Raw genomic sequence first — 23,573 nt, forward strand, 5'->3', positions numbered from 1 at the left:
TGAACGTCAGTTTGCCGGTTCCCGAACCGTCACTGCCTGCACGACTCCTTCGATCGGCCTCTGGCCATGCAGTCGGGCGCTCGCGGCTGCGTACCCACAGGACCCGTGAGGCCGCTGACTTGGCCGGCGTAGTTATCTCTGGTATCCGCATCGACGACGGCGACCGGGGCGGCAAGGATCAGGCCGGCTGCGCTGCCTGCCGCCGCCGCAGTGCTCGTCGTCGCGGCAAGGATCTTGTCCCCGAGCCCGACCTTGCTGTCGGTCAGCGTCTGGCCGTCGGAAATCCGCGCGCCGATGAGTTGAACGACCTCGGGCGATTCCGCAAATTTTCCGTGGTTCAGCCTGTCGCCCGCCTTGACCTTGGTGAGGTCGATCACCGTGATCTGGCTGTCGGCCAGTTCCTTCTTGAATGGGGCCTGCTCGGGATCGATGGCGCCGAGTCTAGCGACGTCGCCCCATACCCTGCGGGATACCGCGAGGGCACGATCGTCTCGCGAAACGAACAGGGTGAACTTAGGATGCTGCTTGCCCATGTCGATGATCTGCTGGCGGAAGACATCGACATCCACATCGGGCGAGGCCAGCATGACATTCTCGAACTTGGCAGGGAGGCGGCCGTTGCGGATCGCCATCTGGCGAAGCGCTTCCAGCGCCAGCCAGTTCCCCATGGAATGCGCCAGGATCGAGACTTCCTTCACCTCTGGGTCTTTGGCGAGATACTGGAAAAGTGTCTCCAAGGCGTTGCGCGTGTAGTTCGTGCTCTCCCTGTCATATCCGTATGCCAGCAGGCTGCCGCGCGACGGCCATGTCACCAGCACGGGCGCACTATGGACACCGGAATCCTTGATGATCTGGGCGAAGCGATAGACGGAATCTTCGAAACGGTTGTTGAAGCCATGGATGAATACCAGCACGCTGCGGTCGCGGCTCTTCCTGACTGAGGCGCTCAGCCATTTCTTGGCGTCGTCGCGCGTGATCTCCTCGGCTTTCAAGGTTGCGAAGTCGGTTGCCGGGTTGGATGGAAGTCTCCTCGGCCAGGCGACTTCGCCGATTTTGCGGACGTTCGCTGGGGGAATGGACACCGTGATGTCGGCAAAGGCCGGGGCGAGCGCGCGCTCGCCAGTGAACATCTCGCCTTTTATCGTGGAGCGGCTGCGCGTCGTGGTTACGAGTATATCGACTTTGGTGGAGTTCGGCGCGCTATCGGCAACGGGGATGAGTACGTTCTTGGGGTGGCCGCCACATCCGGCCAATGCGCAGAGCAGCAGGAGAGCCGAGATCCATTTCAGACCTGGGGAGGGGCTTGGTCGAATTCGGCCATCGTGACATTTTGTGCTCACTGTTGTTCCTCATAGCCCTGTCAAGTTCGGGCAGGCCTCGACGCCACGCGCCGCGGCGGTCGAAGTCGGCACTAGGCGAGACTATGCGAAGACGAGATGGCTTACCCGTATGATCGGGTATGTTACGGTCGGGGAGACAGTGTCAGCGGGGTTGCAGATCCGAGGTGGCGGCGCTCGACGCAATTGCATCGGGATCGGGCACCGTCATCCCCGCCTCGCGAAGTCCTTCGATCAGGCGGTCGCGATCTTCAGGCTGCATGTTGCGCATCGCGAGTTCCGTTACAATGTTCGGCAGGAAGTCAGGTCGCATGCTGACGAACACCTGTCCTTCCCGGCGGGCGTCGTCCATCATGCCTGCCTCGGCGTAGATGATGGCGGCGACAACATGGAAGAGAGGGAACTTCTGCATGTTCGCCTGCCTGATCTCCAGTACGGCGGTTTGGTTGTCGCGGAGCATGTAGGCGGCCAGGGCTCGCGTTCCGTGGTAGAAGCCGCCGCTGCCTGGATTGAGGGCGATGGCCTGGTCGAGGAGGGCTGCTCCACGCTGCCACTGGCCAGCGATCGCAAGCCGCGTTCCGAACTCGCCCATCAGTTCGGTGTCATTGGGGTTGGTGGCGAGCGCCTGCTCGCCCACCCGAAGTGATTCAGCGAGCTGCCTGTCGAAGAACAGCGCCGTCATCAGCGCTTGTAGTCCGCGTGTATTGTTCGGATCGATCTGCGTTGCGCGCCTGGCGGCATCGAGTGCACGCTGTATGGCTGAACCCTGGCCCGGTGTCGGATTGAACTTGTAGCGGTCCTCATCGAGATAGACGATCGACAGCATTGCCCAGGCGGTCGCGTAGCTCGGAAACCGCGCCAGTGCGGCCTCGAGGCAATCCCGGACGCGCGCATGTGCTTCGCCGCTCAGTTCCGAACGATAGGCATAGAAGCGCAGAGTGCACTCATACGCACCGAGATCGTCCGGCGGCGGACTGGCGGAGTCGACCTGTGCCATGACCCCGTAGGGTTGGGCAATGGCGGTCGCCACCTTTCTGGCGACATCCGTCTGGATCGCAAACAGGTCTCCTGATGCGAGATCATTGTCATAGTTCTCCGACCAGAGGATCTCGCCGTCCGACGTATCGAGCAATCTGGCCGTCACACGAAGACGCTTGCCCGACGTGCGTACCCCGCCGGCAAGGAGATAGCGTGCGCCGAATTCGGCCCGGATCTCCGATGCGCCCACATCCGCGGGAAGGGACTTGGAGGTCTCGCGGCCGAAGACCTTGATCTCCTTGAACCGTGGCAGGATGGTCATCAGTTCCTCGGTCAGGCCGGCAGTGTAGAGCTGCGCCTCCGGCCCTTCGCCGAGATTGGCAAACGGGGCTATCACGAGGGCCGGGCGATCGGGCGAAAGGCTCGAAACGCGTTCGAGCGACGGAGCGGGTGACCGTGTCCCGATCCAATAGAGCGAAATAGCCACCGCAGCGAGGGCAGCGGCACCCGGCAATAGGACCCGCCTTGCGCGCAACCAACGTCCGGAGCGAACCTCAGAGGGCGATGTTTCGTCAGCTTCGTCATCTCCAGCGTCGACTGACGCCGGACAGGACCAGGTGAAGGTTGGAACATATCCGCCTTTGGGAATGTCGATCCTGACCGGATCATGCTGTCCGGCGACGAGATAATAGCGCTCGAGTGATCGCCGCAACCGCCCAGCCTCGATCCTGACCACCGGATCGTCCTGGGTGAAGCCGGCATCTCGGCCGAAGACCTCGATCGCGATCGAATAGGCTTTGATCCGGTTGCCCCGACCCTCAAGGGTTTCCGAGACGACATAGCGGAGAAACGCTGCGGCGCGCCCGATGCCTGGAAATTCGGGGCTGGAGACGACACGTTCCAGTTGCTCCCTGATATCGTCGGCTTGAGGCGCCGGCCCTAAAAGAATGGGTGCTGCAGACCCCTCTGCTGGTATCCACGTCTGCATGTCTGCCCCAATCCCCCGTTGAGTCACGTCACTGCCAGACCGTATGTTACGGTAACATACTCCACGAACCCTGCGTCGTCCATGAAGATTGGGCCGGGCACACGTTGCAAAGGCAGCGTCCAAATGCCGTGAGGAGTAAACCATGGACGAAGGCATGACCGCAGTCCGTCGGCAATTTCCAGCCAGGATCAAGGCGATCGATGATCTCTCTGCCCGCAGTGAGGATTTTCGGGAAATATGCAGGGACTTTGCCGACGCCCAATCGGCGCTGCAGAAATGGAACGTCTCAACCGACCCAAAGCGCGGCGAGCGCGTCGTCGAATACCAGGAGCTGATCGCAGAACTCTCCAAGGAGATAGAGGGCGCGCTTGACGCCTCGCTACCGCCACCTCGCTGATATACGCGACCGCCCCCCGGGCGGCCAGCCATCGCGAGGCGTATGTTACGGTTACCTACTTGCGTTCCATCGCCCGGTAACGACCATCGCGACAGACGTCCGGCGTTGAAACTTTACGCTTCCACGAAACGAAACGCTTCCGAAGGATATTGCCGTGGTTTCCGAAAACTTGGACGAGCCTGCCATTTCCCCAGCGCCTCGGAATCCACTCCGCAGGATAGCCCTCATTGTCGTCCTTCTGGCGCTCGTCCTGTTCGTCCTCTCCGTCTTCATGGAGCGGCGCACGCCATCTACCTCGCAGGCTCAAGTTCAGGCCTATATCGTCGGCATCGCGCCCGAAGTCACCGGCCGGGTGGTGGAAGTGGGAGTCGTCGACAACTCGAGGGTCGACGCCGATCAGGTTCTCTTCCGTATCGATCCCGAGCGCTACGAGCTCGCGGTCAGTGAGGCCGAGGCGAGCCTTGCAAGTGTCGGCCAGTCGATGGGCGCGTCAACGGCCGCTGTCGATGCGGCGCAGGCAAAGCTCGTAACGGCCCAGGTCGATCGGGACAATCTTCGCGAACAATCTGCGCGCGCCGAAGAGCTGCAAAAGAGGGGCGTGTATTCCAAAGCGCGGGCTGATTCAACCAAATCGGCTTTCGGTCAGTCAGAGGCGGCCGTCACCGGTGCTGAGGCCGAGCTGGCCAAGGCCAAGGAGCAGCTCGGGCCGAGCGGAAATGACAATCCGCAGCTCCGGGCAGCTCTGGCAGCACTCGAAAAGGCACGACTCGATCTGGTGCGGACCACCGTTCAGGCACCCTCGGCCGGGGTCGTGACCAACCTCCAACTTACAACCGGTAAGGTCGTGTCGGCTGGACAGCCAGCCATGACCTTCATCGATGCTGGCACGATCTGGATCACCGCCGCCTTCAAGGAGAACAGCCTTGAGAATGTAGCAGTCGGCAACCGGGCGGAAGTCCTTTTCGACGCGCTTCCCGGTCGGGTGTTTCCGGCGCAAGTCGAGAGCGTTGGTTTCGGCGTATCGCAGGGCAGCACGGACCCGAACACCGGATTGCCGACGATCCGGAGTGATAGCGGCTGGGTCCAGGAGCCGCAGCGGTTTCCAGTCCGGCTCATCATCGAGGAGGCGCAGCGGCCCAAGGGCGGCGTGCGCTACGGCTCGCAGGCGACCGTCGTCATCTACACGGGCGACAACCCGATCACCAATGCCTGGGGATCGCTCTGGATCCGCATCGTGTCGGTGCTGACCTATGTTCGCTGAGAGGAGCCCCGCGGTCGAGCAGCAGAAACGCAAGGGGCTTCGGGTTGCGTTCGCGGTCTCCATCGGCTTCACGCTGGCAGTCTATGCCGGGGCCATCGTGCCGTTCCTCGGTCCGCTCTTTGCCGCCCAGTTTCTGCTCGGCAGCTCGCGGCCCATGCCGCTCGGCAAGACCATCGGCGCGGCGATCGTCATCCTGATCGCCGGGATGGCGATGATGGTTCTGACCAACGTGCTCGGCGACCGTCCGGCGCCGTTCCTTCTGATCCTGGGGCTAACTTATTTTGCGTGCTTCGCCGCACAGTCGACGGGAAAGGGAGGACCGGCCGTCTTTCTCGTGCTCGTTGTTTCGATCATCGTGCCTCTGCTCGGCATCCTGAACAAGGAGCTCGCCAATTCCATCCTGTCCATCCTGGTCGCCGGGGTGTTGTCAGGTGCGGTTCTGATGTGGCTCGCCCATGCGGTCTTTCCCGAGCCGTTCTCCCAGGAGGTCGAGGCGGTGGCGATCGACGAGCGGCCGCCGGCCTTGCTTCGGGCGCTGGCAAACACAGTCATCCTCTTGGGCTCCGTCGTGATCTGCCTGACGAGCGACAACCTGACGGCTGCGGCAGTCATTCCGATCACCGTGGCGTCGTTGCTCGGACAGCTCGACGTTGGCGCGAGCGGGCGGGCAGCGATGGGGCTCGTGCTCGTCAATCTGTTTGGTGGGGTGCTCGCCTCCGTCGCTTATGCCGCGCTGTCGCTGCGCCCTAATCTCCTCTCGATCTTCCTCATCGTTCTCGTTGTCGTCCTCCTGCTCGGAGGGCGCGCAGCTGCCCGGTCAAAGGACGCCCCGGTTTTTGCTGGCGCCCTGACGACATTCCTGATCCTCTTTGGCCTCGGGGTCTCGCCTCTGCCGGGGAGTGCGGCAGAATCCTTCGCCACCCGTATCGTCTATGTCGCGGCGGCCTTGATCTACGCACTTCTATTTGCCGCGATCCTGTGGCCACGGGCCAGCAACGCGGAGAGGATTTCGGCATGACGCACTTTGCTTCGGCAGCGACCTGAAAAGCTAAGCGTGCCCCAATCCTTCAGATCTGCTCCTCGCGCTTTAGGACTTTCTTTTTACGCATGTCGTTATCGCAAAACCGCTGCACACTTTTGCGCGACATGCATTAGCCGCCGGTTTCGAAACCGGGGTAAAGCGTCATTCCACCGTCGACATAGATCGTCGATCCGACGATGTAATCGGTGAAATCAGACGCAAGCCACACCGCGGTCCGGCCGATCTCTTCCGCCTCGCCGATGCGCTTGTACGGGATGAGCTTCATCAGCTCAGCGTAGGCTTCCGAGGTTTGCCAGGCGCTAGTATTGATTGGCGTGCGAATTGCGCCGGGGGCGATGCTGTTGACGCGGATGCGCTTTTCGGCGACCTCCTGGGCTAGGCTTTTCATAAGGAGCATCAGTCCGCCTTTCGACGCCGCATAGTTCACGTGTCCGGCCCAGGGAATGACTTCATGGACCGAGCTGATGAATACGATCTTGCCGGCTGCCACGGAAACATCAGGCCGTACGCCCCGCCGGAGAAACTCCCGGACGGCCGCGCGCGAACATAGAAACGCGCCCTTGAGGTTGACGTTCATGACGGTGTCCCATTGGGCGCTCGTCATCTCGTGAAAGGGGGCATCCCTCTGAAGTCCGGCGTTGTTGACGAACACGTCGACCGTGCCGAACTCCTCGACGGCGGTCGCGAACATCGCCTCGACCTGCGCCTCGTTGGAAACGTCGGCCGCGACCGCAAGCGCGCGCCCGCCGCCCTGTTGAATCTCGTCGACGACCTGCGTGGCGTCCTCTGGGGCCGTGACGTAGTTGACGACCACGTTCGCTCCCGCCTTGCCGAGAGCGAGGGCGATCCCACGGCCGATCCCGGAATTGGCGCCGGTGACGAGGGCAGTCTGCCCCTTCAGCAGATGGACCGGTGGCAGGGTTGGAATCACCGGCTGAGGCAACTGCCGGTTCTCGTAGTAACTTTCCATGATGACCACTCCTCATTTGCCGGAGCCGAGCTGTCCGGTGTATATTCGATCGGCGCCGCCGAGCATTTGCCCTTGAGCGCTTCCGTTTTTCTTAGAATCAGGGAAGCATTCTATCTCTTTGTTTTCACGCAATTCCGGACGCAAAACCGCTGCGCACTTGTGCTGAAATTTCTCTAGGAGGTCTTGGCGCGTTCAAGCCACGCCTCAGGCGAACCCGAGGCGAACAGATGCATTCCCCGCGCGATGAACCCGGTCCAGCCTGTCTGATGGTTCGCGCCAAGACCGGCGCCGTTGTCGCCGTGAAAATATTCGTAGAACTGAAGGCAGTCTTGCCAGTGCGGATCGTCCTGGAACTTGGCTTGCCCGCCGAACACGGGTCGTTTGCCATCGTTTCCTCGCAGGAAGATGGCCGACAAGCGCTGGGTGAGTTCCTCGGCGACCTGATAGAGGTTCATGTGACGGCCGGAACCCGTGGGACATTCAACGGTGAAATCGTTGCCATAGTAGCTGTAGTATTGCAGCAGCGCCCGGATGATCAGGCCGTTCATCGGCATCCATATCGGGCCGCGCCAATTCGAGTTTCCGCCAAACATGCCGCTGTCGGATTCTGCCGGGAGATAGGCTACGCGGTGCTCATGATCGCCGACCTGGAAGACGTAGGGGTGCTCATCGTGGTAGCGCGACAGTGCCCTGATGCCGTAGGGACTGAGAAATTCATTCTCGTCGAGCATCGTCGACAGCACGCGACGAAGCTTGTTCTCATCCAGTATCGAGGCGAGCTGACGATTGGCGTGACCCGGCTTGCGCGGGTCATGGATGAAGGCGATCAATTCCGGGCGCGTATCGAAGAAATGCTTCATCTGCCTGGTGACCTCGGGATACCGTTGGTAGATGTCGCCCTCGAACGCGGTGGCGGCGCATAGCGGCAGCAAGCCGACCATCGAGCGGACCTTGAGACGCTGGGCCTGCCCATCCGGCAGACGGAGGACGTCGTAGAAGAACCCGTCTTCCTCGTCCCACATTCCGACCTCGTCGCCTGCGTGGATCATCGCCGACGCTATCCATAGGAAATGCTGTGTAAACTTGAGCACCATCTCCTCGCCGCCCGCATCCTTGAGAGCCAATTCGGTCGCTATCTCCATCATGTTCTGGCAGTAGAGCGCCATCCATGCGGTGCCGTCTGCCTGCTCCAGATAGCCCCCGGTCGGCAGCGGCGCGCTGCGGTCAAACACCCCGATATCGTCCAGCCCAAGGAAGCCGCCTTCGAAGACATTCTTGCCGGATCGGTCCTTGCGGTTGACCCACCAGGTGAAGTTCAGAAGCAGTTTCTGGAAGGATTTCTGAAGCCAGGCGACGTCGCCCTTGCCTGACCGGGCCTGCTCCAGGCGGTAGGTGAAGATCGTCGCCCAGGCGTGGACAGGCGGGTTGACGTCGCCGAAATTCCACTCGTACGCCGGTATCTGCCCGTTCGGATGCATATAGGCTTCGCGCAGCATCAGATCGATCTGATCCTTGCCGAAGTCGGGATCGACCATCGTCAGAGCGATCACCTGGAATGCCAGATCCCAGGCTGCGTACCAGGGATATTCCCACTTGTCCGGCATGGAGATGATGTCGGCATTGTACATGTGATGCCAGCCGACGTTACGCTGTTCGATCCGGCGCTTCGGATCGAATGGATTGACGCCGTGTTCGTCCAGCCATTTGTTCACGTCATACAGATAGAACTGCTTGCCCCACATCATGCCTGCCAGAGCCTGACGCATGACATCGGCGGCGTCGGCCGTCATCGACGGCGGCGTGATCGAAGCGTAGAACTCATCGGCTTCGCGCCGACGCGCCTGCATCGCGTCGTCGAACGAACGATCGAACATTGGCCGGACATTCTTGGGTCCTGCAGCCGGCAGCAGGTCACATAGGCGCAGCCGCAACGTCCGGGATTGCCCGGCATCCACGATGACGACATAGTGTGCCGCAGCCTTGGTTCCGATCTGCTGCGGGTTCACGGTGTCGGTGCGGGCATGCACGACGAAGCTGTCGATCCCATCCTTGACGAATGGAGTGGCACTCGGAACGCCGAACAGACGTTGCGTATTCGTCTCGTTTTCGGTGAACAGCAGCGCCGGCGAGCCGTCACAATAGAGATATCGTGTGACGTCCGCGTCCGCCGGCAGCCCAGGCGCGGCTTTAGCAGCGATCACAGCCGGAGCGTCATTCCGCTCCACACGTTCCAGGGTTGGCTTGTCACCCTCTTCACCCCAGGACCATCTATTCCTGAACCATAATGTCGGCAGCACGTGCAGGGTGGCCGCTTCCGGACCGCGATTGGCAATGGTGATCTCGACAAGAATGTCCTCGGGTGCTGCCTTGGCATATTCGACGAAGACGTCGAAGTAGCGATCGGCGTCGAACACGCCGGTATCGACCAGTTCGTATTCAAGCTCGCCTTTCCCGCGCCGGCTATTGGTCTCCACCAGGTCGTCGTAGGGATAGGCGGATTGAGGATATTTATAGAGATACTTCATGTACGAGTGGGTCGGCGTCGAATCCAGGTAGAAGTAGTACTCCTTAACATCCTCGCCGTGATTGCCCTCGCTGTTGGTAAGGCCGAACAGCCGCTCCTTCAGGATTGGATCCTGTCCATTCCAGAGAGCCAGCGCAAAACACAGCCGCTGCTTGCTGTCGCTGATACCCGCCAGACCGTCCTCGCCCCAGCGATAGGCGCGCGACCTGGCCTGGTCGTGGGTGAGATAGTCCCACGCATCGCCGCCCTCGCTGTAATCCTCGCGAACGGTTCCCCACTGCCGTTCGGACAGGTAGGGCCCCCATTTCTTCCAGTCGGCTTTTCCGTCTCGCGCCTCCCGGAGGCGCTGGGATTCAGCATTCATCACGCGTCCTCACGGTCACTGATAATTGGCATGCCATATCGCCTTCAAAGGAGGCAGTGGTCCGTGACCATGACTTCGTGATCAATCGGCTGAACTGAAGGAGAAGCAGGTATGGCGGCCCATCTACACTCCCGCAAAAGGCAGAAGGGAGATCCTGTACGCGGTCGATTTAGCCTGCGCGCTGAACTCCGCTTTTGTAAGTGTGTTACTGTAACATACGTCCGAGATCGGTTCCGCGACTACGCCTGGAGCTGTCTTTGCTATAAATCTGTAGCAAAAGACGACTTGGCCGATGTTTAGCTATCAATCCTCCTCCACTGGGAGGAGTATGCGGCACGAGCGAAGATACAATAGTCGACAGCCTACACACCATGTCTGACCGCAAGGAGGATTTGAGATGGCTAGACCTCACGCTTTGTTACTCGCCACGGGCCTGTTCCTGCCTTTTGCAGGGTTCCCGTTTTCGCCACATCTGACGCTGACCGCCGCCGCGCAGGAGCCGGCCGCTTCCAATCCCGTCACGGCGGAAGACGACGCGCCGGCGCCTCTGAGCGAGGACGAACTCGAAATCCTGGTGGCGCGGATCGCGCTGTATCCGGACGAACTGGTTGCGCTCGTCACGTCGGCGTCGCTCTATCCGCTGCAGGTCGTGGAAGCAGCCCGGTTCCTCGAAACCTTGAAGAAGCAGCCCAAGCTCAAGCCGAAGACGACGTGGGATGGCAGCATCGTATCGCTGCTGAATTATCCCCAGATCGTGACGATGATGAGCGAGGATCTGGACTGGACGCAGTCTCTCGGAGAGGCGCTTTCCTACCAGCAGAAGGACGTTCTGATCGCCATACAGCAACTGCGCGACAAAGCGGTCGCCGACGGCATCATCAAGACCGACGACAAGATCAAGGTCAGCCAGGAGAACGACAACGTCGTGATCGTCTCCGCCAGTCCTGAGAAGATCTACGTTCCGCAATACGCGCCGGAGATGCTGTATGAACCGAACTATGTGGCCGAGCCTATCGGCTACTATTCCGAGCCGTATCCGAACTACTACTATCCGACCGCCACCTTTTTCGCGGGCGTGGTGACGGGAGCGGTGTGGGCCGCCGCCGTCGACTGGAACCGCTGGGGCGTATGGGGCGGGCGCTGGAACGGCAATGTCGATATCGATTGCAACAACTGTTTGAACAACATCAACGGCAAGGTGAATATCAACGACGTCGACTGGAAAAACGTCGACCGCAGCAAGATCGGGTTCGACAGCGCGCAGTTCAACAAGATCGACCGCAGCTCCTTCCGGACCAGTATCGAGGCGAACGCCAGCAACAGGGTCGGAGCAAGAGGCAACGACCGTGCGAACACGCTCCGCGACAAGCCAGGCAAAGTCAGTGTCAACGATGTTCGCAAGAGTAAGATCGATGCGGACAGGGTAAATGCTGCTCGCAACAAGGCAGCCAATACAGGCGCGGCGGCTGGGGGCGGGAAGGTAGCGCAGGCTGCGCAGAACCGCAGGCCCGACGCAAGAACACCGAACAGGGCTGCCGAAAACGCAAGGCCCGGGGTCAACGCCAAACGCCCGGTCGCAAAGCCGAAGCCTGCGGCCCGGGTCGACAGCCGGCCCAGAAAGCCTTCGGCGCTCGGTCAGGTCGACAGCGGCAAGCGCGCTCAGATGCAGTCCAGCCGCGGCAGACAGGCCATGGCCGGAGGCAACCGCGGTGGTGGCGGTGGAGAAATGCGCCGCGGCGGTGGCGGCGGCGGCCGTCGTCGATAACCAGAAGAAGGAGGAAAGTCATGACAAAGTCAGTCAGAAACATGCTTCTGGGTTCGGTGTTCGCTCTTGCGGCTCTCGCCACCAATCCGGTTCCGGCATCTGCAGCAGAGCCATCCGATGCGACCGTCATATCGGGCTTCGCTTCGCAGAGCGATCCGCCCATATTCGAGACGCCGGAACAAGCCGTCGACGCCTTCAAGGCGGCGCTAGCGGCTGATGATTTCGACAAGTTCGCGGCGCTGCTGGGTATTGATGCAGCGAAAGCGAAGGCAGGCGAAGGGGTGATGGACACCTATGCCCAAATCCGCGACGGCACGAAGAAGAAGATCGTCGTGAAGGACGTCGATGGCCGCAAGATCATCGAGATCGGCGACAAACTATGGCCTCTGCCATTTCCGATCGTGAAGGGCGACGATGGCAAGTGGGGTTTCGACACCTATGCCGGGTTCGAGGAGATCATCAATCGTCGCGTCGGCGAGAACGAATTGCAGACCATCGACACGATGCAGGCCTATGTCGATGCCCAAAAGGAATATTCTTCCGCTGACCACGACGACGACGGCGTTCTCGAATATGCCCAGAAACTGATCAGCAGCGACGGCAAAACCGACGGTCTCTATTGGTCGCCCGATCTGGGCGAGGGGGATAGCCCGGCGGGCAATGCTCTCGAAGACAATGCCGCGCTTGATAAGGCCAAGGCCGGCGAAGGTTATTACGGTTATCGCTACAGGATCATCGACGGCCAGGGACCGAACATCGCGGGCGGAGAGTTCGACTATGTGATCAACGGCAACATGATCGCAGGATTTGCCCTTATCGCCTGGCCGATCCGATATGGCGAAACCGGCGTGCACACATTCGTCGTGAACGCGAACGGCACGGTCTACCAGGCCGATCTCGGCCGGGAGACCGAAAAAATAGCTGCTGGCGTCAGGACCTTCAACCCGGGTGACAATTGGGACGTGACTCCTGATTGAACGAGGGTCTCGCGTGTTGGGAACCAAGTTTGCTCCACCTCGTTGCCGCTTCGTACCTGACAATGATGCAAAGGAGGAAACGATGATTTCCGCAGATCAGATCCGTGAGCATATGGAAGTGCGGGCTGCCGACGGCACCCATGTCGGCTCAGTCGATCATCTCGACGGCCCCACGCGCATCAAGCTGACGAAGCTCGACACGGAAGACGGCAAGCACCACTTGATCCCGATCGATTGGGTCGACCACGTGGATGCTCACGTCCATCTGTCGAAGAACGCCAGGGATGTCCGGATGCAATGGGCTACCATCAACTGATAGCCGGTCGGCTGCGGCTTAGCGGCCGCAGCTTCCACACTTTTCGGCATCATGCTCAAAGGAGCCCGCCATGTCGAAGCAATTAAAGAGCGGCGATGAGGTAAGCTGGAATACCAGCCAGGGAAAGACCGAGGGCAGGGTAGTCAAAAAGCAGAGCACTCCGACGAAGATCAAAGGCCACAGCGTGAAGGCATCGAAGGCCGAGCCGCAATATATCGTCGAGAGCGACAAATGGGGAAAGCGGGCGGCACACAAGCCTGACGAACTCAAGAAGCTTTGACGCCCGCGGCCGTTCTGTTCGAGCAAAGGAGATCGATATGCCAGCCAAGTCCAAGGCCCAGCAGAAGGCGGCAGGCGCCGCACTTTCGGCCAAGCGTGGCGAGACGCCGAAGAGCGAACTCAAAGGCGCCTCGAAACAGATGGTCGAATCCATGAGCGAGAAACAGCTCGAGGAATTTGCCTCAACCAAGAGGAAAGGCAAACCTCAGCACGTCTCGAAATGAGAGATGTCGAACCGCCATGCGTTGCAAGACGTTCCCGCCGCTTAACAGCTACGGGGCGTGAACCTTGAAAGCGGCTGCCTCTGCCGCCGCGACGGCTGCCTATGAAGCAAGATTGGCGGTTCGGCCGCGGTCGGTGTATGGTTCCGACGATCGTTTCGGGGCAATTGCCCATCAGCTAGAAGAGCGCATCGCGCTAAAACGGAGTCCGAGATTGGCCGTCGCTTTTACCAAGGAAGAGAGTTTCGAAACCGCTTCGGAAACCCTGCTGCCCGATCGTCCGATTTCGCCGCATCCGAACTTGGTCACTGAAGCGGGATTGAAGGCTCTGGAATTACAGTTCCAGCAGGCTCGCGAGGTCTATGATGCTGCGAGCCCTATCGAAGACGTGAACGAACGGCGGCGGCAGACGGCCAATCCATTGCGTGATCTTCGCTACTTAGCCGCAAGACTTCGCACCGCTCAGCTCATGCCTGCCCCTACGTTGATCGAGACCGTCGCCTTCGGCAGCACGGTGACCTTCCGTCGCGACGACGGGCGTGTGCAGACCTATCGCATCGTCGGAGAGGACGAGGCTGATCCCAAGGCCGGATCGATTTCCTACGTCTCCCCGGTGGCGCGGTTGCTGATGGGCAAGGCTGTCGGCGATGTGGTGGAGACAGGCGGCCAGGAACTGGAAATCATCGCCATCGCATAGGAGAGTGCTATTCGCGTAGCTCTCATCATTTTAGTACCGTTTGGTACTTTATTTATCGAACCTTTACCATCCGTGGCTAGAACGATGGCACTCCATCATCGAAAGTCATGCTCATGGTCAGCGCAATTTCCAGTTCTGCATCCACCATTTTGAGTTCAGCCGTTTCAACCTCGTCTTCCAGTTCGTCGGATCAGCTTGCCTCTCTCGAGGCACAGCTTGCCGAAAAGAAGGCAGCCCTATCGGAAACGCAGGACGAGCAAGAGAAGGCCACGATCGAAAAATCTATCGATACGCTGGAAGCAAAGATCGCCAAGCTCGAAGCGAGCGAGAGCAGCCAAACTCAAGCGTCTGCTGCATCGAAGCCCGCCGGCGAAGCTCCGAAAGAACTCTCCGGCGAAAGCGAGCGTATCGGCACGACGAATTTTGGCGAAACCAGCGAATTCGGCAGCCGCACGGCTTACGTCTGATAAAAGCGACCCGGTCACCGGGATGACGCTGCATTTTTGAGTGATGCATCAAAGACGGCGCTTGGCCACGGTGACGACTTCGCGTGTCAGATCCGCCAGGCGGTCGGCGGCGAGTCGATTGATCTGCCAATAGAGCGGGACATCGAGCGGCGTGTCGGGCACCAGCTCGACCAGCCGTCCGGATGCGAGGTGCTCGCAGGTCAGTTGGGTCGGGTTCATTCCCCAGCACATGCCCGAAAGGCTGGCCTCGACGAAGCTCTGCGGCGAAGGCAGCCAGTGGGTGGGGTAATCGAGATCGCGTCCGAATGTTCGCCTGATCCAGCTGCTCTGCAGCCTGTCCTTTTGATTGAAGGTCAGCGCGGGAGCGTTGCGGATCGCCTCTGATGTCACGCCCTGCGGAAAATAGCGTGCGACGAAGTCGGGGGTTGCCGTTGCATGGTAACGCAGAACGCCGAGTGCAAAACGCCGGCAGCCGCGGACCGGCTTTTCCAGGCTGGTGACGGCGGCGATCACCCGCCCGCGCTGCAGCCATTCGGCGGTGTGGTCCTGGTCTTCGACGGCGACGTTCAGCAGATAGGAAGAGCTTTTGGCAAAATTCGACATCGCCTCGACGAACCATGTCCCGAGGCTGTCGGCATTCGTCGCGATTTGAAGCGTGACCCTTTGGCGTGGTTCGTCGGGATCGACGAGGGCCGGCAGTTGTCCGAAGAGTTCGGCTTCGAGCATGCCGACATTCTCCATATGGCGGCAGAGCCATTCTCCCTTTTCCGTCGCCGTGCACGGCGTGCCCCTGACGATGAGGACGACGCCGAGACGCTCTTCGAGCTGCTTCACGCGCTGCGAAATGGCCGAAGGGGTCACGTTCAGGACGGTCGCAGCTCTTTCGAAGCTGCCTGTCTGGACAATAGTTGCGACGGCGCGAAGAGCGGGATAGTCGAGCATGGATTAGTTTCACTTAATCTGGGTAAGCTGGATTAATTAGCCTAATTCTCGAAATAGCGATAGCGCAACCTCACCGAAATGAGGGGCGTTGGCCGAAGAGATGAATTTTTCGATCTATGGAACCGGCCTGATGATGGGCCTCAGCCTGATCGTCGCCATCGGCGCGCAGAACGCCTTCATCCTGCGCCAGGGCTTGCGCAACGAACATGTCTTCGCCGTCTGCCTCGCATGCGCGATATCGGATGCCGCGCTGATCGTGCTTGGCGTAACCAGCCTCCATCAAATCGCCAGGTTCATGCCCTGGCTCGATCCCGTCATGCGCTACGGCGGAGCGGTATTTTTGATCTGGTACGGGGCAAGAAGCCTCTATTCCGCCTTGCGGTCGTCCGCCGCTCTGACAGCCGGGGAGGCCAAAACGTCGAGCTTTCGGCAGACGCTGGCAACCTGCCTCGCACTCACCTGGCTCAATCCGCATGTTTATCTCGACACCGTGGTGCTGCTCGGCACGATATCGACACGATATCCGGGAGAGCAGGCTTCTTTTGCGGCAGGGGCGGTGACGGGGTCCTTCCTGTTCTTTTTTTCGCTCGGTTATGGCGCGAAGCGGCTGCGGCCGATCTTCTCGAAACCCTCATCCTGGCGCATGCTGGAAACGCTCGTCGCTTTCACGATGTGGATCATAGCGTTCAAGCTGCTGGGCGGGTTGTGACCGCCGATCCGCTTCACCGCGTTTCGGCGGCCGACTCCTCGTTCGACGAGACGAACCTCAGGAATAGTTCCTGCGCGCGCGTCGGCATCCAGTTGACGCGCAGGGTGAGGCCGATCGGCCGTGCGGTGTGGCTGAGGTCGAGCGGCAATGCCTTGAGGAGGCCGCGTGACAATTCCGCCTGGGCCTGCAGATAGGAAATGCAGCCGAGATGGTCCGTTCCGTTCAGCAGTTCGCGCATCAGGATGAGCGAACTGGACTCGACGATGCTTGTCGGCGGGTGGTCCAGGCCCTCGAACAAGGTGTCGAAATGCCGCCGGATCGGCGTGCCGCGCTGGCCGACGATCCATGGATAGGCCGCGAGTTCCTCGACCGAGAGCTCGGAGCGTGCCGTCAGCGGATGGTTGCTGCCGGCAACTATGACCAGCGTGTCGTTGAATAGGAAGCGTTGCTCGACGTCACCGATCGGTGCGGGATCGCGCAACGCGCCGATCAGGAAATCGATCTCGCCGCGTCTGAGGCCGGCAAGCAGATCGGCATAGGGACCTTCTAGAATGTGGATCGGCGTGTTCGGACGGAACTTCCGGAACTCGGCAATGGCTCTCGGAAGCACGAAGGAGCGTGAAAGCGGCATCGCACCGACGACGATCCGGCCTGCTTCTTCCGAATGTGTTTCGGCGAGATCCACCTCCGCCTGCGCCAATTCGGCAAAGGCGAGGCGTGCGGCCTGGGCGAGCGTCCCGGCGGCGCGGGTGGCGACGATGCCGTAGGAAGTCCGCTCGAACAGCGGGCGGGCGGCTTCCTCCTCAAGCTGCGTCACCGCCCGGTGAACGGTCGGTTGTGCCAGGCCGAGCCTGCGAGCGGCAAGCGTGAAGTTCTCGGCCTCGCGCACGGCGATGAGGGCCTGCAGCTGCGAGGACGTCGCGACCATGCGAAGGCGGGGGCTGAGTTCATTGAGGGCCGGATCGAGGAAACCGAAGGCTCTTCGTACGCGCTTTGCGAGGACATCGCCCTGCGCATTGGCGAACAGTCCTTGCGGGGTCCTGGTGAACAGGGTCGTGCGCAGGCCGCGCTCTATCTTGGAGAGCGCCTGCGTGACGGCGGGCTGCGAGAGATGGCAGACATCGGCGGCCCGGGTCACGGAATTGGTGTCGACCACTGCCAGGAAGACCCGGAGGTGGCGGAGGTTGTGCTGGACTTGCGATGCCTGAGATGCTGTCGGATTCAAGTCAAATTACGCTCCAGAATGGCATCCGCCCGCGCTTCCAGAGAATTCTCCTCCGTGCGGATGTCCAATTCGCCGATCTGCCGCTGCCAGTCGGTCGTTGCCGAGGCCATGCGGTCCGGCAGGCCGAGTTCCCTGAGTGTCGCGGCGACTTCCTGCATCTCCGCCGCCCGCCGCCTCCCATGGGCCATCATGCGTTCAAGGTTGTAAGCTGCGCGCGCGGTCCAGTCCATCCCGGGATCAGAAGCCTGGAGAGAGGCGAGCACTGCCTTCTCGACCCCGGCGCGGCGCGCGGCAAGCAGGCATTCCGCGGTCAGCGCTTCGAAACCCTTGATCATCACCGATCGGAGCATCTTGATCGAGGAGGCCTGCCCGACCTCGTCTCCCGCGGTCTGGACGTTCATGCCGAGGTCGAGGAGCAGGCGTTGCGCGCGGTCGGCCTGTGATCCGGAGATCAGCAGCGGCGTTCGATGACGGGCGGGATGGACGGGCGACATCACGGCGACGTCGACATAGATGGCGCCGGCGGCTTCGACGAGCTTGGCGGCGGCCGCCTTCGTCGCGGGGGAGCAGGAATTGCAGTCGAGATACAAGGCGTCCCTGTCGAGGAATTCGGCGAGGCGCGCCGCAGCTTCCAGAGAGCGATCCGCAGTCACTAGACTGAAGACGGTGCCGGCGCCCGCCAATGCCAGTCCCGGAGTTTCGGCGCAGTCGACGCCAAGGTCCGAACAGGCCCGGAGCAAATCGCTACGCTGGGATGGATCCTCCACCTTTATGTCGAATGTGGAGATCCTACCGGGGGACGCAGCGCCATTCTCGGATATCCAGCCCGACACAAAGGCCTGCGCTGCTTCGCCGAATCCGATCGTTGCAATCGCCGACATCGGTTTTTCCCTTTCCCCATGCTGCCGGGCAGCTCGTTCCTCAAAGTGAAATTAGGCAGGTAGGCGCGGTCCCGGCCGCGCCTGCCGCGAGAAGGCATATATGTGATGCCTCGACATGGGTCTTCGAGCCTGATCGTAACGTTAGGCTGTCCGGATGTGAGGGAAATGGCCATTTCAAAATGATCGGCGAGATATAAAAAAAAGCTATAGTTCGCTGCCCGAGGGGATCCGCTGAGGCTTTCCTATAGCGAAAACTTATGAGATCGGCGCCAATTCCAAATTGGCAAACGGCAGGCTGAGGCATGAAATCCCGTCAACTAGGAACGAGATATTCATGTCGGAAAAGAAGACGGCTCTCGTCATCAGCGTCCATGTTGCGGATTTCGTCTGGCGCTGCGGCGGCGCAATCGCGCTACACGCCAAAGGGGTTACGACGTCACGGTCGTGTGCCCGTCCTTCGGAGAGCGCGGCAGTCCTGCGGACGCGGCGCCCAATATGCGGAAGGCTTTCAATCGGTCTTTCCGCGCACGGTCGACGAGCTCTGGCCGGCCAAGGGAGGAGGAGATAGATGGAACCTTGTTTCGACATTGCGCATCTGGCGCATGTCGAGATGTATTCGAACAAGTTCGAAGAAAGTCTCGACTTTTTTCTGCGGGTCTACGGCCTGAGCCTTGCCGGCCAGGATGAGAATTCCGCCTACCTCAGGGCATGGGACGATTACGAGTTCCATACGCTGAAGCTGACGCGTCATCACACGACCGGCGTTGGGCACATCGCCTACCGGGCATCGTCGCCGCAGGCGCTCGAGCGGCGGGTGAAGGCGATCGAGGCGAGCGGCTACAAGGTTCTGGGATGGGTCGACGGCGATCTCGGCCATCACAGCGCCTTCCGCTTCGAAGATCCCTTCGGGCATGTGTTCGAAATCTATTACGACACGGTCCGCTACCGACCGCCCGACGATGAAAAGCCCGCTCTGAAAAACATCGCGCAGCGCTATCATGGCCGGGGATGCCACCCCCGGCGTCTCGACCATCTCAATCTTCTGGCGTCGGATGTTTCCGAGTTCCGGCGGTTCATGGAGACGTGCCTCGGGTCCCGGGTGACCGAGATGATCCAGCTCGACAACGGGCGCGTGGGAGGCTGCTGGTTCACCATCAACAACAAGGGCTACGACCTTGCCTGCACCGAGGAGCATGGCCGCGGCAACGCCCGTCTTCACCACGTCACCTATGCGACAGACACGCGGGACGACATTCTGCGGGCGGCCGACATCTTTCTGGAAAACGGCGTCCACATCGAGACCGGCCCGCACAAGCACGCCATCCAGGGCACGTTCTTCCTCTACGTCTGGGAACCGGCCGGCAATCGCGTCGAGCTCGCCAATGCCGGCGCGCGCCTCATCCTGGCGCCCGATTGGGAACCGATCGTCTGGACCGAGGCCGACCGGAAAAAGGGACAGGCCTGGGGGCTGAGGACGATCGAAACATTCCACACCCACGGCACGCCGCCGGCGGACGAGAACGGAGTATAAGCATGGGCATCGTCGTACAGAACATACCGCGGGCGGAAGCCGATGTGATCGACAGGCTTGCCAAATCAGGCGTCGCGACGGTCCACGAAGCCCAGGGGCGCAAAGGCATGCTCGCCAGCCATATGAGGCCGATCTATTCAGGTGCGCAGATCGCCGGCTCCGCCGTCACGATCTCCGCACCGCCCGGTGACAACTGGATGATCCATGTGGCGATCGAGCAGATCCAGGCCGGCGACATCCTAGTGCTTTCGCCGACCTCGCCCTGCGATAACGGTTATTTCGGCGATCTGCTCGCCACCTCGGCGCGGGCGCGAGGTTGCCGCGGCCTCGTCATCGACGCCGGTGTCCGCGATATCAGGGATCTGACCCAGATGCAGTTCCCGGTGTGGTCCAAGGCCGTGTCCGCGCAGGGGACCGTCAAGGAAACGCTCGGTTCGGTCAACGTTCCGATCGTCTGCGCTGGCGCCTTCATCGAAGCTGGCGACATCATCGTTGCCGATGACGACGGGGTGTGCGTGGTGAAGCTCAACGAGGCCGAGGAGGTTCTGACTGCTGCCGAGACACGGGTGGCGAACGAGGAGGCCAAGCGCCAACGCCTCGCCGCCGGCGAACTCGGGCTCGATATCTATGACATGCGGTCGAAGCTCAGGGAGAAGGGGCTCAAATATGTATGAGGACGGCATTCGCTGCCTCTGGATGCGAGGCGGAACGTCGAAGGGCGCCTATTTCCTGGCCGAGGACCTGCCTGGGGATCCCGCCGAACGGGACGCCCTGCTGCTTGCCATCATGGGCTCGCCGGACCCGCGGCAGATCGACGGGATCGGCGGCGCCGATCCGCTGACCTCCAAGGTTGCGGTGATCTCCGCCTCCTCCCGAGAGGATGCCGATGTCGACTATCTCTTTCTGCAGGTGTTCGTCGACCAGGCGCTGGTCAGCGACGCGCAGGGGTGCGGAAACATCCTTGCCGGCGTCGGTCCTGCCGCGATCGAGCGGGGTCTGGTGAAAGCGTCGGATGACGTGACGCCCGTCAGGATTCACATGGTGAACTCCGGCGAGATCGCGCTTGCTCGGATCGAGACGCCGAATTGCAGGGTCAACTACCAGGGCAGGGCCGAAATCGCCGGCGTGCCGGGAAGCCATGCGGCGATACCGCTGCTCTTCGTCAACATTGCGGGCTCGATGTGCGGCGCCCTTCTTCCGACAGGAAACGAGGTCGATGTCATCGACGGCGTAGAGGCGACGCTGATCGACAATGGCATGCCCTGCGTGATCATGTGTGCCTCGGATTTTGGGCTTTCCGGGGAAGAGAGCCGCGAGGCGCTGGAAGCAAATGAGGGCCTCAAGCAGCGCATCGAATCCATTCGCCTCAAGGCCGGCCCGATGATGAACCTCGGCGACGTCAGTGCTGCGTCCGTTCCCAAAATGACTCTGGTATCGGAGCCCCGAACCGGCGGATCGATCGGCACACGCAGCTTCATTCCGCACCGCGTTCACGCCTCGGTCGGCGTGCTGGCCGCCGTCACCGTTGCGACGGCGACGCGGCTCGGCCGTTCTCCGGCGCATGCACTGGCACATGCTTCCACAGACGGCCGTTACCGGATCGAGCATCCCACAGGTGACATGGAGGTGTTCCTTGATCTTGCCGCAGACGGCTCGGTCCAGGGGGCGGGGACGATCAGAACGGCGCGCAAGCTGTTCGACGGAAGAGTGTTCCCCAATTTGCCGGCCCGCTCGAGCCCTGGTCAAAACCGTCTCGACTGACTGGCCGAGACGCGTCCATTTCGCGCTGGCAATCTGCCAGCAGATGTGGCGGAAAACGCCTTAGCTCCCGCAGCGCATGCTCATGGTTGGCATCCCTGCGCCTCTGCGACTTGAATGCGGAAAGGGCTTGTACGATATTCCAGATGTTTGTTTGAGACATGTCGGGCCTCCTTTGCTGCGTTTAGCTGCCGACACCCGAAATATGAGGGTCAATTGACATTCAATCAAACAAAATGATATGGGGTTATAAATCAGAAAAATTGAAAGATGTGACGATGAGCATTCCCTTTCGCCGTCCCATTCCGCTGCTTGACAACGAGGTGCTGCGTACCTTCGTGGCTATCGCCGAGACAGGCAATTTTTCGACCGCCGCCGAGGCGGTCTTCCGTACGCCGTCGGCAGTGTCGATGCAGATCAAGAAGCTTGAAGAACAACTGGGGGCAACGCTGTTTCTGCGCGACGCCCGTTCGGTATCGCTGACACGCCACGGCGAGATGTTGCTGTCCTATGCCCGCAACATGCTGGCTCTGTCGAACGAGGCGGTGTCGCGCTTCATCATGCCGGAGCTTAGCGGCGTCGTGCGGCTCGGCGCGCCGGAGGATATCGGCGAACGGCTGCTGCCGAGTATCCTGAAGAGTTTTGCCGAAAGCTATCCCGGCATCATGGTCGACGTGACCATCGACATGAGCATCGGGCTGAAGAAGCGCATGGAGGAGCAGCGGCTCGACCTGGCCTTGATCAACTGTGCGACACGGCCGTTCCCGACGGGCGGAGAGGTGGTGTTCCGCGAGCGGCTGGTCTGGGCCGGCGCCAAGTGCGGTTCGGCGCATCGGCGCGATCCGCTGCCGATCTCGATCTGGGAAGACGGCTGCATCTGGCGCCAGGAGGCGCTCTCCCAGCTCGAACGCAACAAGCGGCATTATCGCGTTGCCTATCTCAGCGGCCACACGATGGCGCAGCGCGCCGCCGTGCTTTCCGATCTCGCCATCGCGCCGTTGCCGCTGTCCTATGTCAACGAGGACATGGCGATCCTCGGGCCCCAGGAAGGGCTGCCGGAACTCGGTGCCTTCGATATCCGCCTGCTGACCGCCTCGCAGGTGTCGGGGCCGATCGAGACGGTGGCCGACAGCATTCGTGGCGCCTTTGCCGAGAGAGCGAAGGCGGTCGCCGCCTAGCTGCATCGGACAGGATTATGCGCCGATCGAAAGTGATGGCGCGTCCTATCGGACGCGCGGCTGTAGCGGGTATCCTTATAACTAGTGAACCTTTTGGTTTGTCGTGCGTTATTGGCGCGGGACGGCAATTGTCGCCGTTCGGGGTTGATTTCAAACAAGGATATCCGAGATGACGACAACGGCCAAAATTGCCGCAGCTTTTATGGTTCTTCTTGCCCTTTCCTCCTGCGGCAACACGATCCGCGGCATCGGAAAGGATACCGCAAATACCGTGAACGCCACGCAGGATGCCGGCCGCTCGGTCGACCGCGCCGCGAAGAAGTAACGACTGTTCAGATTGCTGCTAGAATCACCGGATCAGATGCTGACCGGGGGATCAAGTGTTGGCCGGGTCCGGATCATCCTAACGGATGACCGGGGGATAAAGCTTTTCCAGCCCGCCGGATCGGTCGAGACCGGTCCGGAAGGCCTGGTAGGCGGGGTGCTGGCTGGAGCGGGCGGTTTCCATCAATCGGATCTGTAACCGGTCCGGCGCCTGGGTTCCGAGCCACATTCCCAGATTTTCGAGCTTCAGCGAGTTCAGGAAACGCGATTCCGCAGCAAGATCGAGATGGCGGCGCAGGCCGTCGAGCAGGTTGTCGTCCTGGGCGGCGTTTTCCATGAGCAGCGCCAGGTAGGACTTGTCGGTCTCCGACAGTGCGGCGAGCTTTTCCGCAACGGTATCGCGGTCGGGAAAGGGAACATTGCCTGTCATCGAATCGTCCAT

Annotated in this window: 25 protein-coding genes and 1 pseudogene; 17 read left to right on the forward strand and 9 right to left on the reverse strand. The window is 60.9% G+C overall.

Translation table 11 applies throughout. From position 1 onward, the window contains the following. Nucleotides 1-29: 29 nt before the first annotated feature. Together FFM53_RS23665 and FFM53_RS23670 are read right to left on the reverse strand one after the other, a co-directional pair. Complete coding sequence (locus FFM53_RS23665) at nucleotides 30-1,340, reverse strand: alpha/beta hydrolase (protein ID WP_138329111.1); 1,311 nt, start codon at nucleotides 1,338-1,340, stop codon at nucleotides 30-32. A 142-nt stretch (nucleotides 1,341-1,482) separates the two neighbouring features. Continuing rightward, nucleotides 1,483-3,303 carry an adenylate cyclase gene (locus FFM53_RS23670; RefSeq protein WP_138387447.1) on the reverse strand — a complete coding sequence of 607 codons (1,821 nt, stop codon included), beginning with the start codon at nucleotides 3,301-3,303 and terminating at the stop codon, nucleotides 1,483-1,485. Nucleotides 3,304-3,445: 142 nt separating this feature from the next. Here FFM53_RS23670 and FFM53_RS23675 point away from each other — a divergent pair, with 142 nt between their 5' ends. From FFM53_RS23675 to FFM53_RS23685, 3 genes are all read left to right on the forward strand, one after another. Further along, nucleotides 3,446-3,700 (forward strand): hypothetical protein, encoded by a 255-nt coding sequence (locus FFM53_RS23675; RefSeq protein WP_138329113.1) that lies wholly within the window; start codon nucleotides 3,446-3,448, stop codon nucleotides 3,698-3,700. A gap of 154 nt (nucleotides 3,701-3,854) precedes the next feature. Further along, the gene (locus FFM53_RS23680; protein ID WP_138387448.1) at nucleotides 3,855-4,961 is read left to right on the forward strand and encodes an HlyD family secretion protein; all 1,107 of its coding nucleotides are present in this window, start codon (nucleotides 3,855-3,857) and stop codon (nucleotides 4,959-4,961) included. Continuing rightward, nucleotides 4,951-5,979, forward strand: coding sequence for a DUF2955 domain-containing protein (locus FFM53_RS23685; protein ID WP_138329115.1), 1,029 nt, complete (start codon nucleotides 4,951-4,953; stop codon nucleotides 5,977-5,979). Before FFM53_RS23680 ends, FFM53_RS23685 begins: the two co-directional genes overlap by 11 nt. 133 nt (nucleotides 5,980-6,112) lie before the next feature. On the opposite strand, the gene FFM53_RS23690 is transcribed toward FFM53_RS23685, so the two are convergent. Together FFM53_RS23690 and FFM53_RS23695 are read right to left on the reverse strand one after the other, a co-directional pair. After that, a complete protein-coding gene (locus tag FFM53_RS23690) occupies nucleotides 6,113-6,973 on the reverse strand; it encodes an SDR family oxidoreductase (protein WP_138330011.1) in 861 nt (286 codons plus the stop codon). Nucleotides 6,974-7,146: 173 nt separating this feature from the next. Further along, nucleotides 7,147-9,861, reverse strand: coding sequence for an MGH1-like glycoside hydrolase domain-containing protein (locus tag FFM53_RS23695; RefSeq protein WP_138387449.1), 2,715 nt, complete (start codon nucleotides 9,859-9,861; stop codon nucleotides 7,147-7,149). A gap of 397 nt (nucleotides 9,862-10,258) precedes the next feature. On the opposite strand from FFM53_RS23695, the gene FFM53_RS23700 reads away from it, so the two are divergent. The 7 genes from FFM53_RS23700 to FFM53_RS23730 all read left to right on the forward strand — a co-directional run bounded on the left by FFM53_RS23700 (nucleotide 10,259) and on the right by FFM53_RS23730 (nucleotide 14,583). Beyond that, nucleotides 10,259-11,626, forward strand: coding sequence for a DUF3300 domain-containing protein (locus FFM53_RS23700; protein WP_138387450.1), 1,368 nt, complete (start codon nucleotides 10,259-10,261; stop codon nucleotides 11,624-11,626). Between the two features lie 20 nt (nucleotides 11,627-11,646). Next, nucleotides 11,647-12,603, forward strand: coding sequence for a DUF2950 domain-containing protein (locus FFM53_RS23705; RefSeq protein ID WP_138387451.1), 957 nt, complete (start codon nucleotides 11,647-11,649; stop codon nucleotides 12,601-12,603). Nucleotides 12,604-12,685: 82 nt separating this feature from the next. Continuing rightward, nucleotides 12,686-12,919 carry a DUF2171 domain-containing protein gene (locus tag FFM53_RS23710; RefSeq protein ID WP_138387452.1) on the forward strand — a complete coding sequence of 78 codons (234 nt, stop codon included), beginning with the start codon at nucleotides 12,686-12,688 and terminating at the stop codon, nucleotides 12,917-12,919. Between the two features lie 70 nt (nucleotides 12,920-12,989). Beyond that, nucleotides 12,990-13,199: a hypervirulence associated TUDOR domain-containing protein gene (locus FFM53_RS23715; protein WP_138387453.1), complete on the forward strand. Its 210-nt coding sequence runs from the start codon at nucleotides 12,990-12,992 to the stop codon at nucleotides 13,197-13,199. 37 nt (nucleotides 13,200-13,236) lie between these two features. Next, on the forward strand, nucleotides 13,237-13,422 hold the full coding sequence (locus FFM53_RS23720; RefSeq protein ID WP_003560205.1) for a DUF3008 family protein: 186 nt from the start codon (nucleotides 13,237-13,239) through the stop codon (nucleotides 13,420-13,422). Between the two features lie 211 nt (nucleotides 13,423-13,633). After that, on the forward strand, nucleotides 13,634-14,116 hold the full coding sequence (gene greA / locus FFM53_RS23725; protein WP_138387454.1) for a transcription elongation factor GreA: 483 nt from the start codon (nucleotides 13,634-13,636) through the stop codon (nucleotides 14,114-14,116). Between the two features lie 107 nt (nucleotides 14,117-14,223). After that, nucleotides 14,224-14,583: a hypothetical protein gene (locus tag FFM53_RS23730; RefSeq protein ID WP_138387455.1), complete on the forward strand. Its 360-nt coding sequence runs from the start codon at nucleotides 14,224-14,226 to the stop codon at nucleotides 14,581-14,583. Between the two features lie 48 nt (nucleotides 14,584-14,631). Here FFM53_RS23730 and FFM53_RS23735 read toward each other — a convergent pair whose 3' ends face one another. After that, nucleotides 14,632-15,525, reverse strand: coding sequence for a LysR family transcriptional regulator ArgP (locus tag FFM53_RS23735; RefSeq protein WP_138387456.1), 894 nt, complete (start codon nucleotides 15,523-15,525; stop codon nucleotides 14,632-14,634). Nucleotides 15,526-15,625: 100 nt separating this feature from the next. Between FFM53_RS23735 and FFM53_RS23740 the strand changes: the two genes are divergently transcribed. Further along, entirely contained in the window at nucleotides 15,626-16,234 is a 609-nt protein-coding gene (locus FFM53_RS23740; protein WP_138387508.1) for a LysE/ArgO family amino acid transporter, read from the forward strand. A 13-nt stretch (nucleotides 16,235-16,247) separates the two neighbouring features. Here FFM53_RS23740 and FFM53_RS23745 read toward each other — a convergent pair whose 3' ends face one another. Together FFM53_RS23745 and FFM53_RS23750 are read right to left on the reverse strand one after the other, a co-directional pair. Beyond that, the gene (locus FFM53_RS23745) at nucleotides 16,248-17,459 is read right to left on the reverse strand and encodes a LysR family transcriptional regulator (protein WP_138387457.1); all 1,212 of its coding nucleotides are present in this window, start codon (nucleotides 17,457-17,459) and stop codon (nucleotides 16,248-16,250) included. Further along, on the reverse strand, nucleotides 17,456-18,340 hold the full coding sequence (locus FFM53_RS23750) for an NAD(P)-dependent oxidoreductase (protein WP_138387458.1): 885 nt from the start codon (nucleotides 18,338-18,340) through the stop codon (nucleotides 17,456-17,458). Before FFM53_RS23750 ends, FFM53_RS23745 begins: the two co-directional genes overlap by 4 nt. A 334-nt stretch (nucleotides 18,341-18,674) precedes the next feature. Here FFM53_RS23750 and FFM53_RS36185 point away from each other — a divergent pair. The 4 genes and pseudogenes from FFM53_RS36185 to FFM53_RS23765 form a co-directional block, all read left to right on the forward strand. After that, nucleotides 18,675-18,820, forward strand: a pseudogene (locus FFM53_RS36185) (PIG-L deacetylase family protein); the annotation flags it as partial. Nucleotides 18,821-18,908: 88 nt separating this feature from the next. Next, nucleotides 18,909-19,871 carry a VOC family protein gene (locus FFM53_RS23755; protein ID WP_138387459.1) on the forward strand — a complete coding sequence of 321 codons (963 nt, stop codon included), beginning with the start codon at nucleotides 18,909-18,911 and terminating at the stop codon, nucleotides 19,869-19,871. Nucleotides 19,872-19,873: 2 nt separating this feature from the next. Continuing rightward, complete coding sequence (locus FFM53_RS23760) at nucleotides 19,874-20,545, forward strand: 4-carboxy-4-hydroxy-2-oxoadipate aldolase/oxaloacetate decarboxylase (RefSeq protein WP_138387460.1); 672 nt, start codon at nucleotides 19,874-19,876, stop codon at nucleotides 20,543-20,545. Continuing rightward, nucleotides 20,538-21,632 (forward strand): 4-oxalomesaconate tautomerase, encoded by a 1,095-nt coding sequence (locus FFM53_RS23765; protein WP_138387461.1) that lies wholly within the window; start codon nucleotides 20,538-20,540, stop codon nucleotides 21,630-21,632. Before FFM53_RS23760 ends, FFM53_RS23765 begins: the two co-directional genes overlap by 8 nt. Here FFM53_RS23765 and FFM53_RS36485 read toward each other — a convergent pair. Further along, a complete protein-coding gene (locus tag FFM53_RS36485; protein ID WP_138387462.1) occupies nucleotides 21,547-21,792 on the reverse strand; it encodes a hypothetical protein in 246 nt (81 codons plus the stop codon). The two genes, FFM53_RS23765 and FFM53_RS36485, sit on opposite strands and share 86 nt — an antisense overlap. A gap of 73 nt (nucleotides 21,793-21,865) precedes the next feature. Between FFM53_RS36485 and FFM53_RS23770 the strand changes: the two genes are divergently transcribed. Then, a complete protein-coding gene (locus tag FFM53_RS23770; protein WP_003560195.1) occupies nucleotides 21,866-22,807 on the forward strand; it encodes a LysR family transcriptional regulator in 942 nt (313 codons plus the stop codon). A 169-nt stretch (nucleotides 22,808-22,976) separates the two neighbouring features. Next, on the forward strand, nucleotides 22,977-23,132 hold the full coding sequence (locus FFM53_RS23775; RefSeq protein ID WP_003560194.1) for an entericidin domain-containing protein: 156 nt from the start codon (nucleotides 22,977-22,979) through the stop codon (nucleotides 23,130-23,132). Between the two features lie 78 nt (nucleotides 23,133-23,210). On the opposite strand, the gene FFM53_RS23780 is transcribed toward FFM53_RS23775, so the two are convergent. Then, complete coding sequence (locus tag FFM53_RS23780; RefSeq protein ID WP_173883634.1) at nucleotides 23,211-23,573, reverse strand: hypothetical protein; 363 nt, start codon at nucleotides 23,571-23,573, stop codon at nucleotides 23,211-23,213.

It is taken from the genome of Rhizobium indicum, assembly GCF_005862305.2.
Taxonomy (GTDB): Bacteria; Pseudomonadota; Alphaproteobacteria; order Rhizobiales; family Rhizobiaceae; genus Rhizobium; species Rhizobium indicum.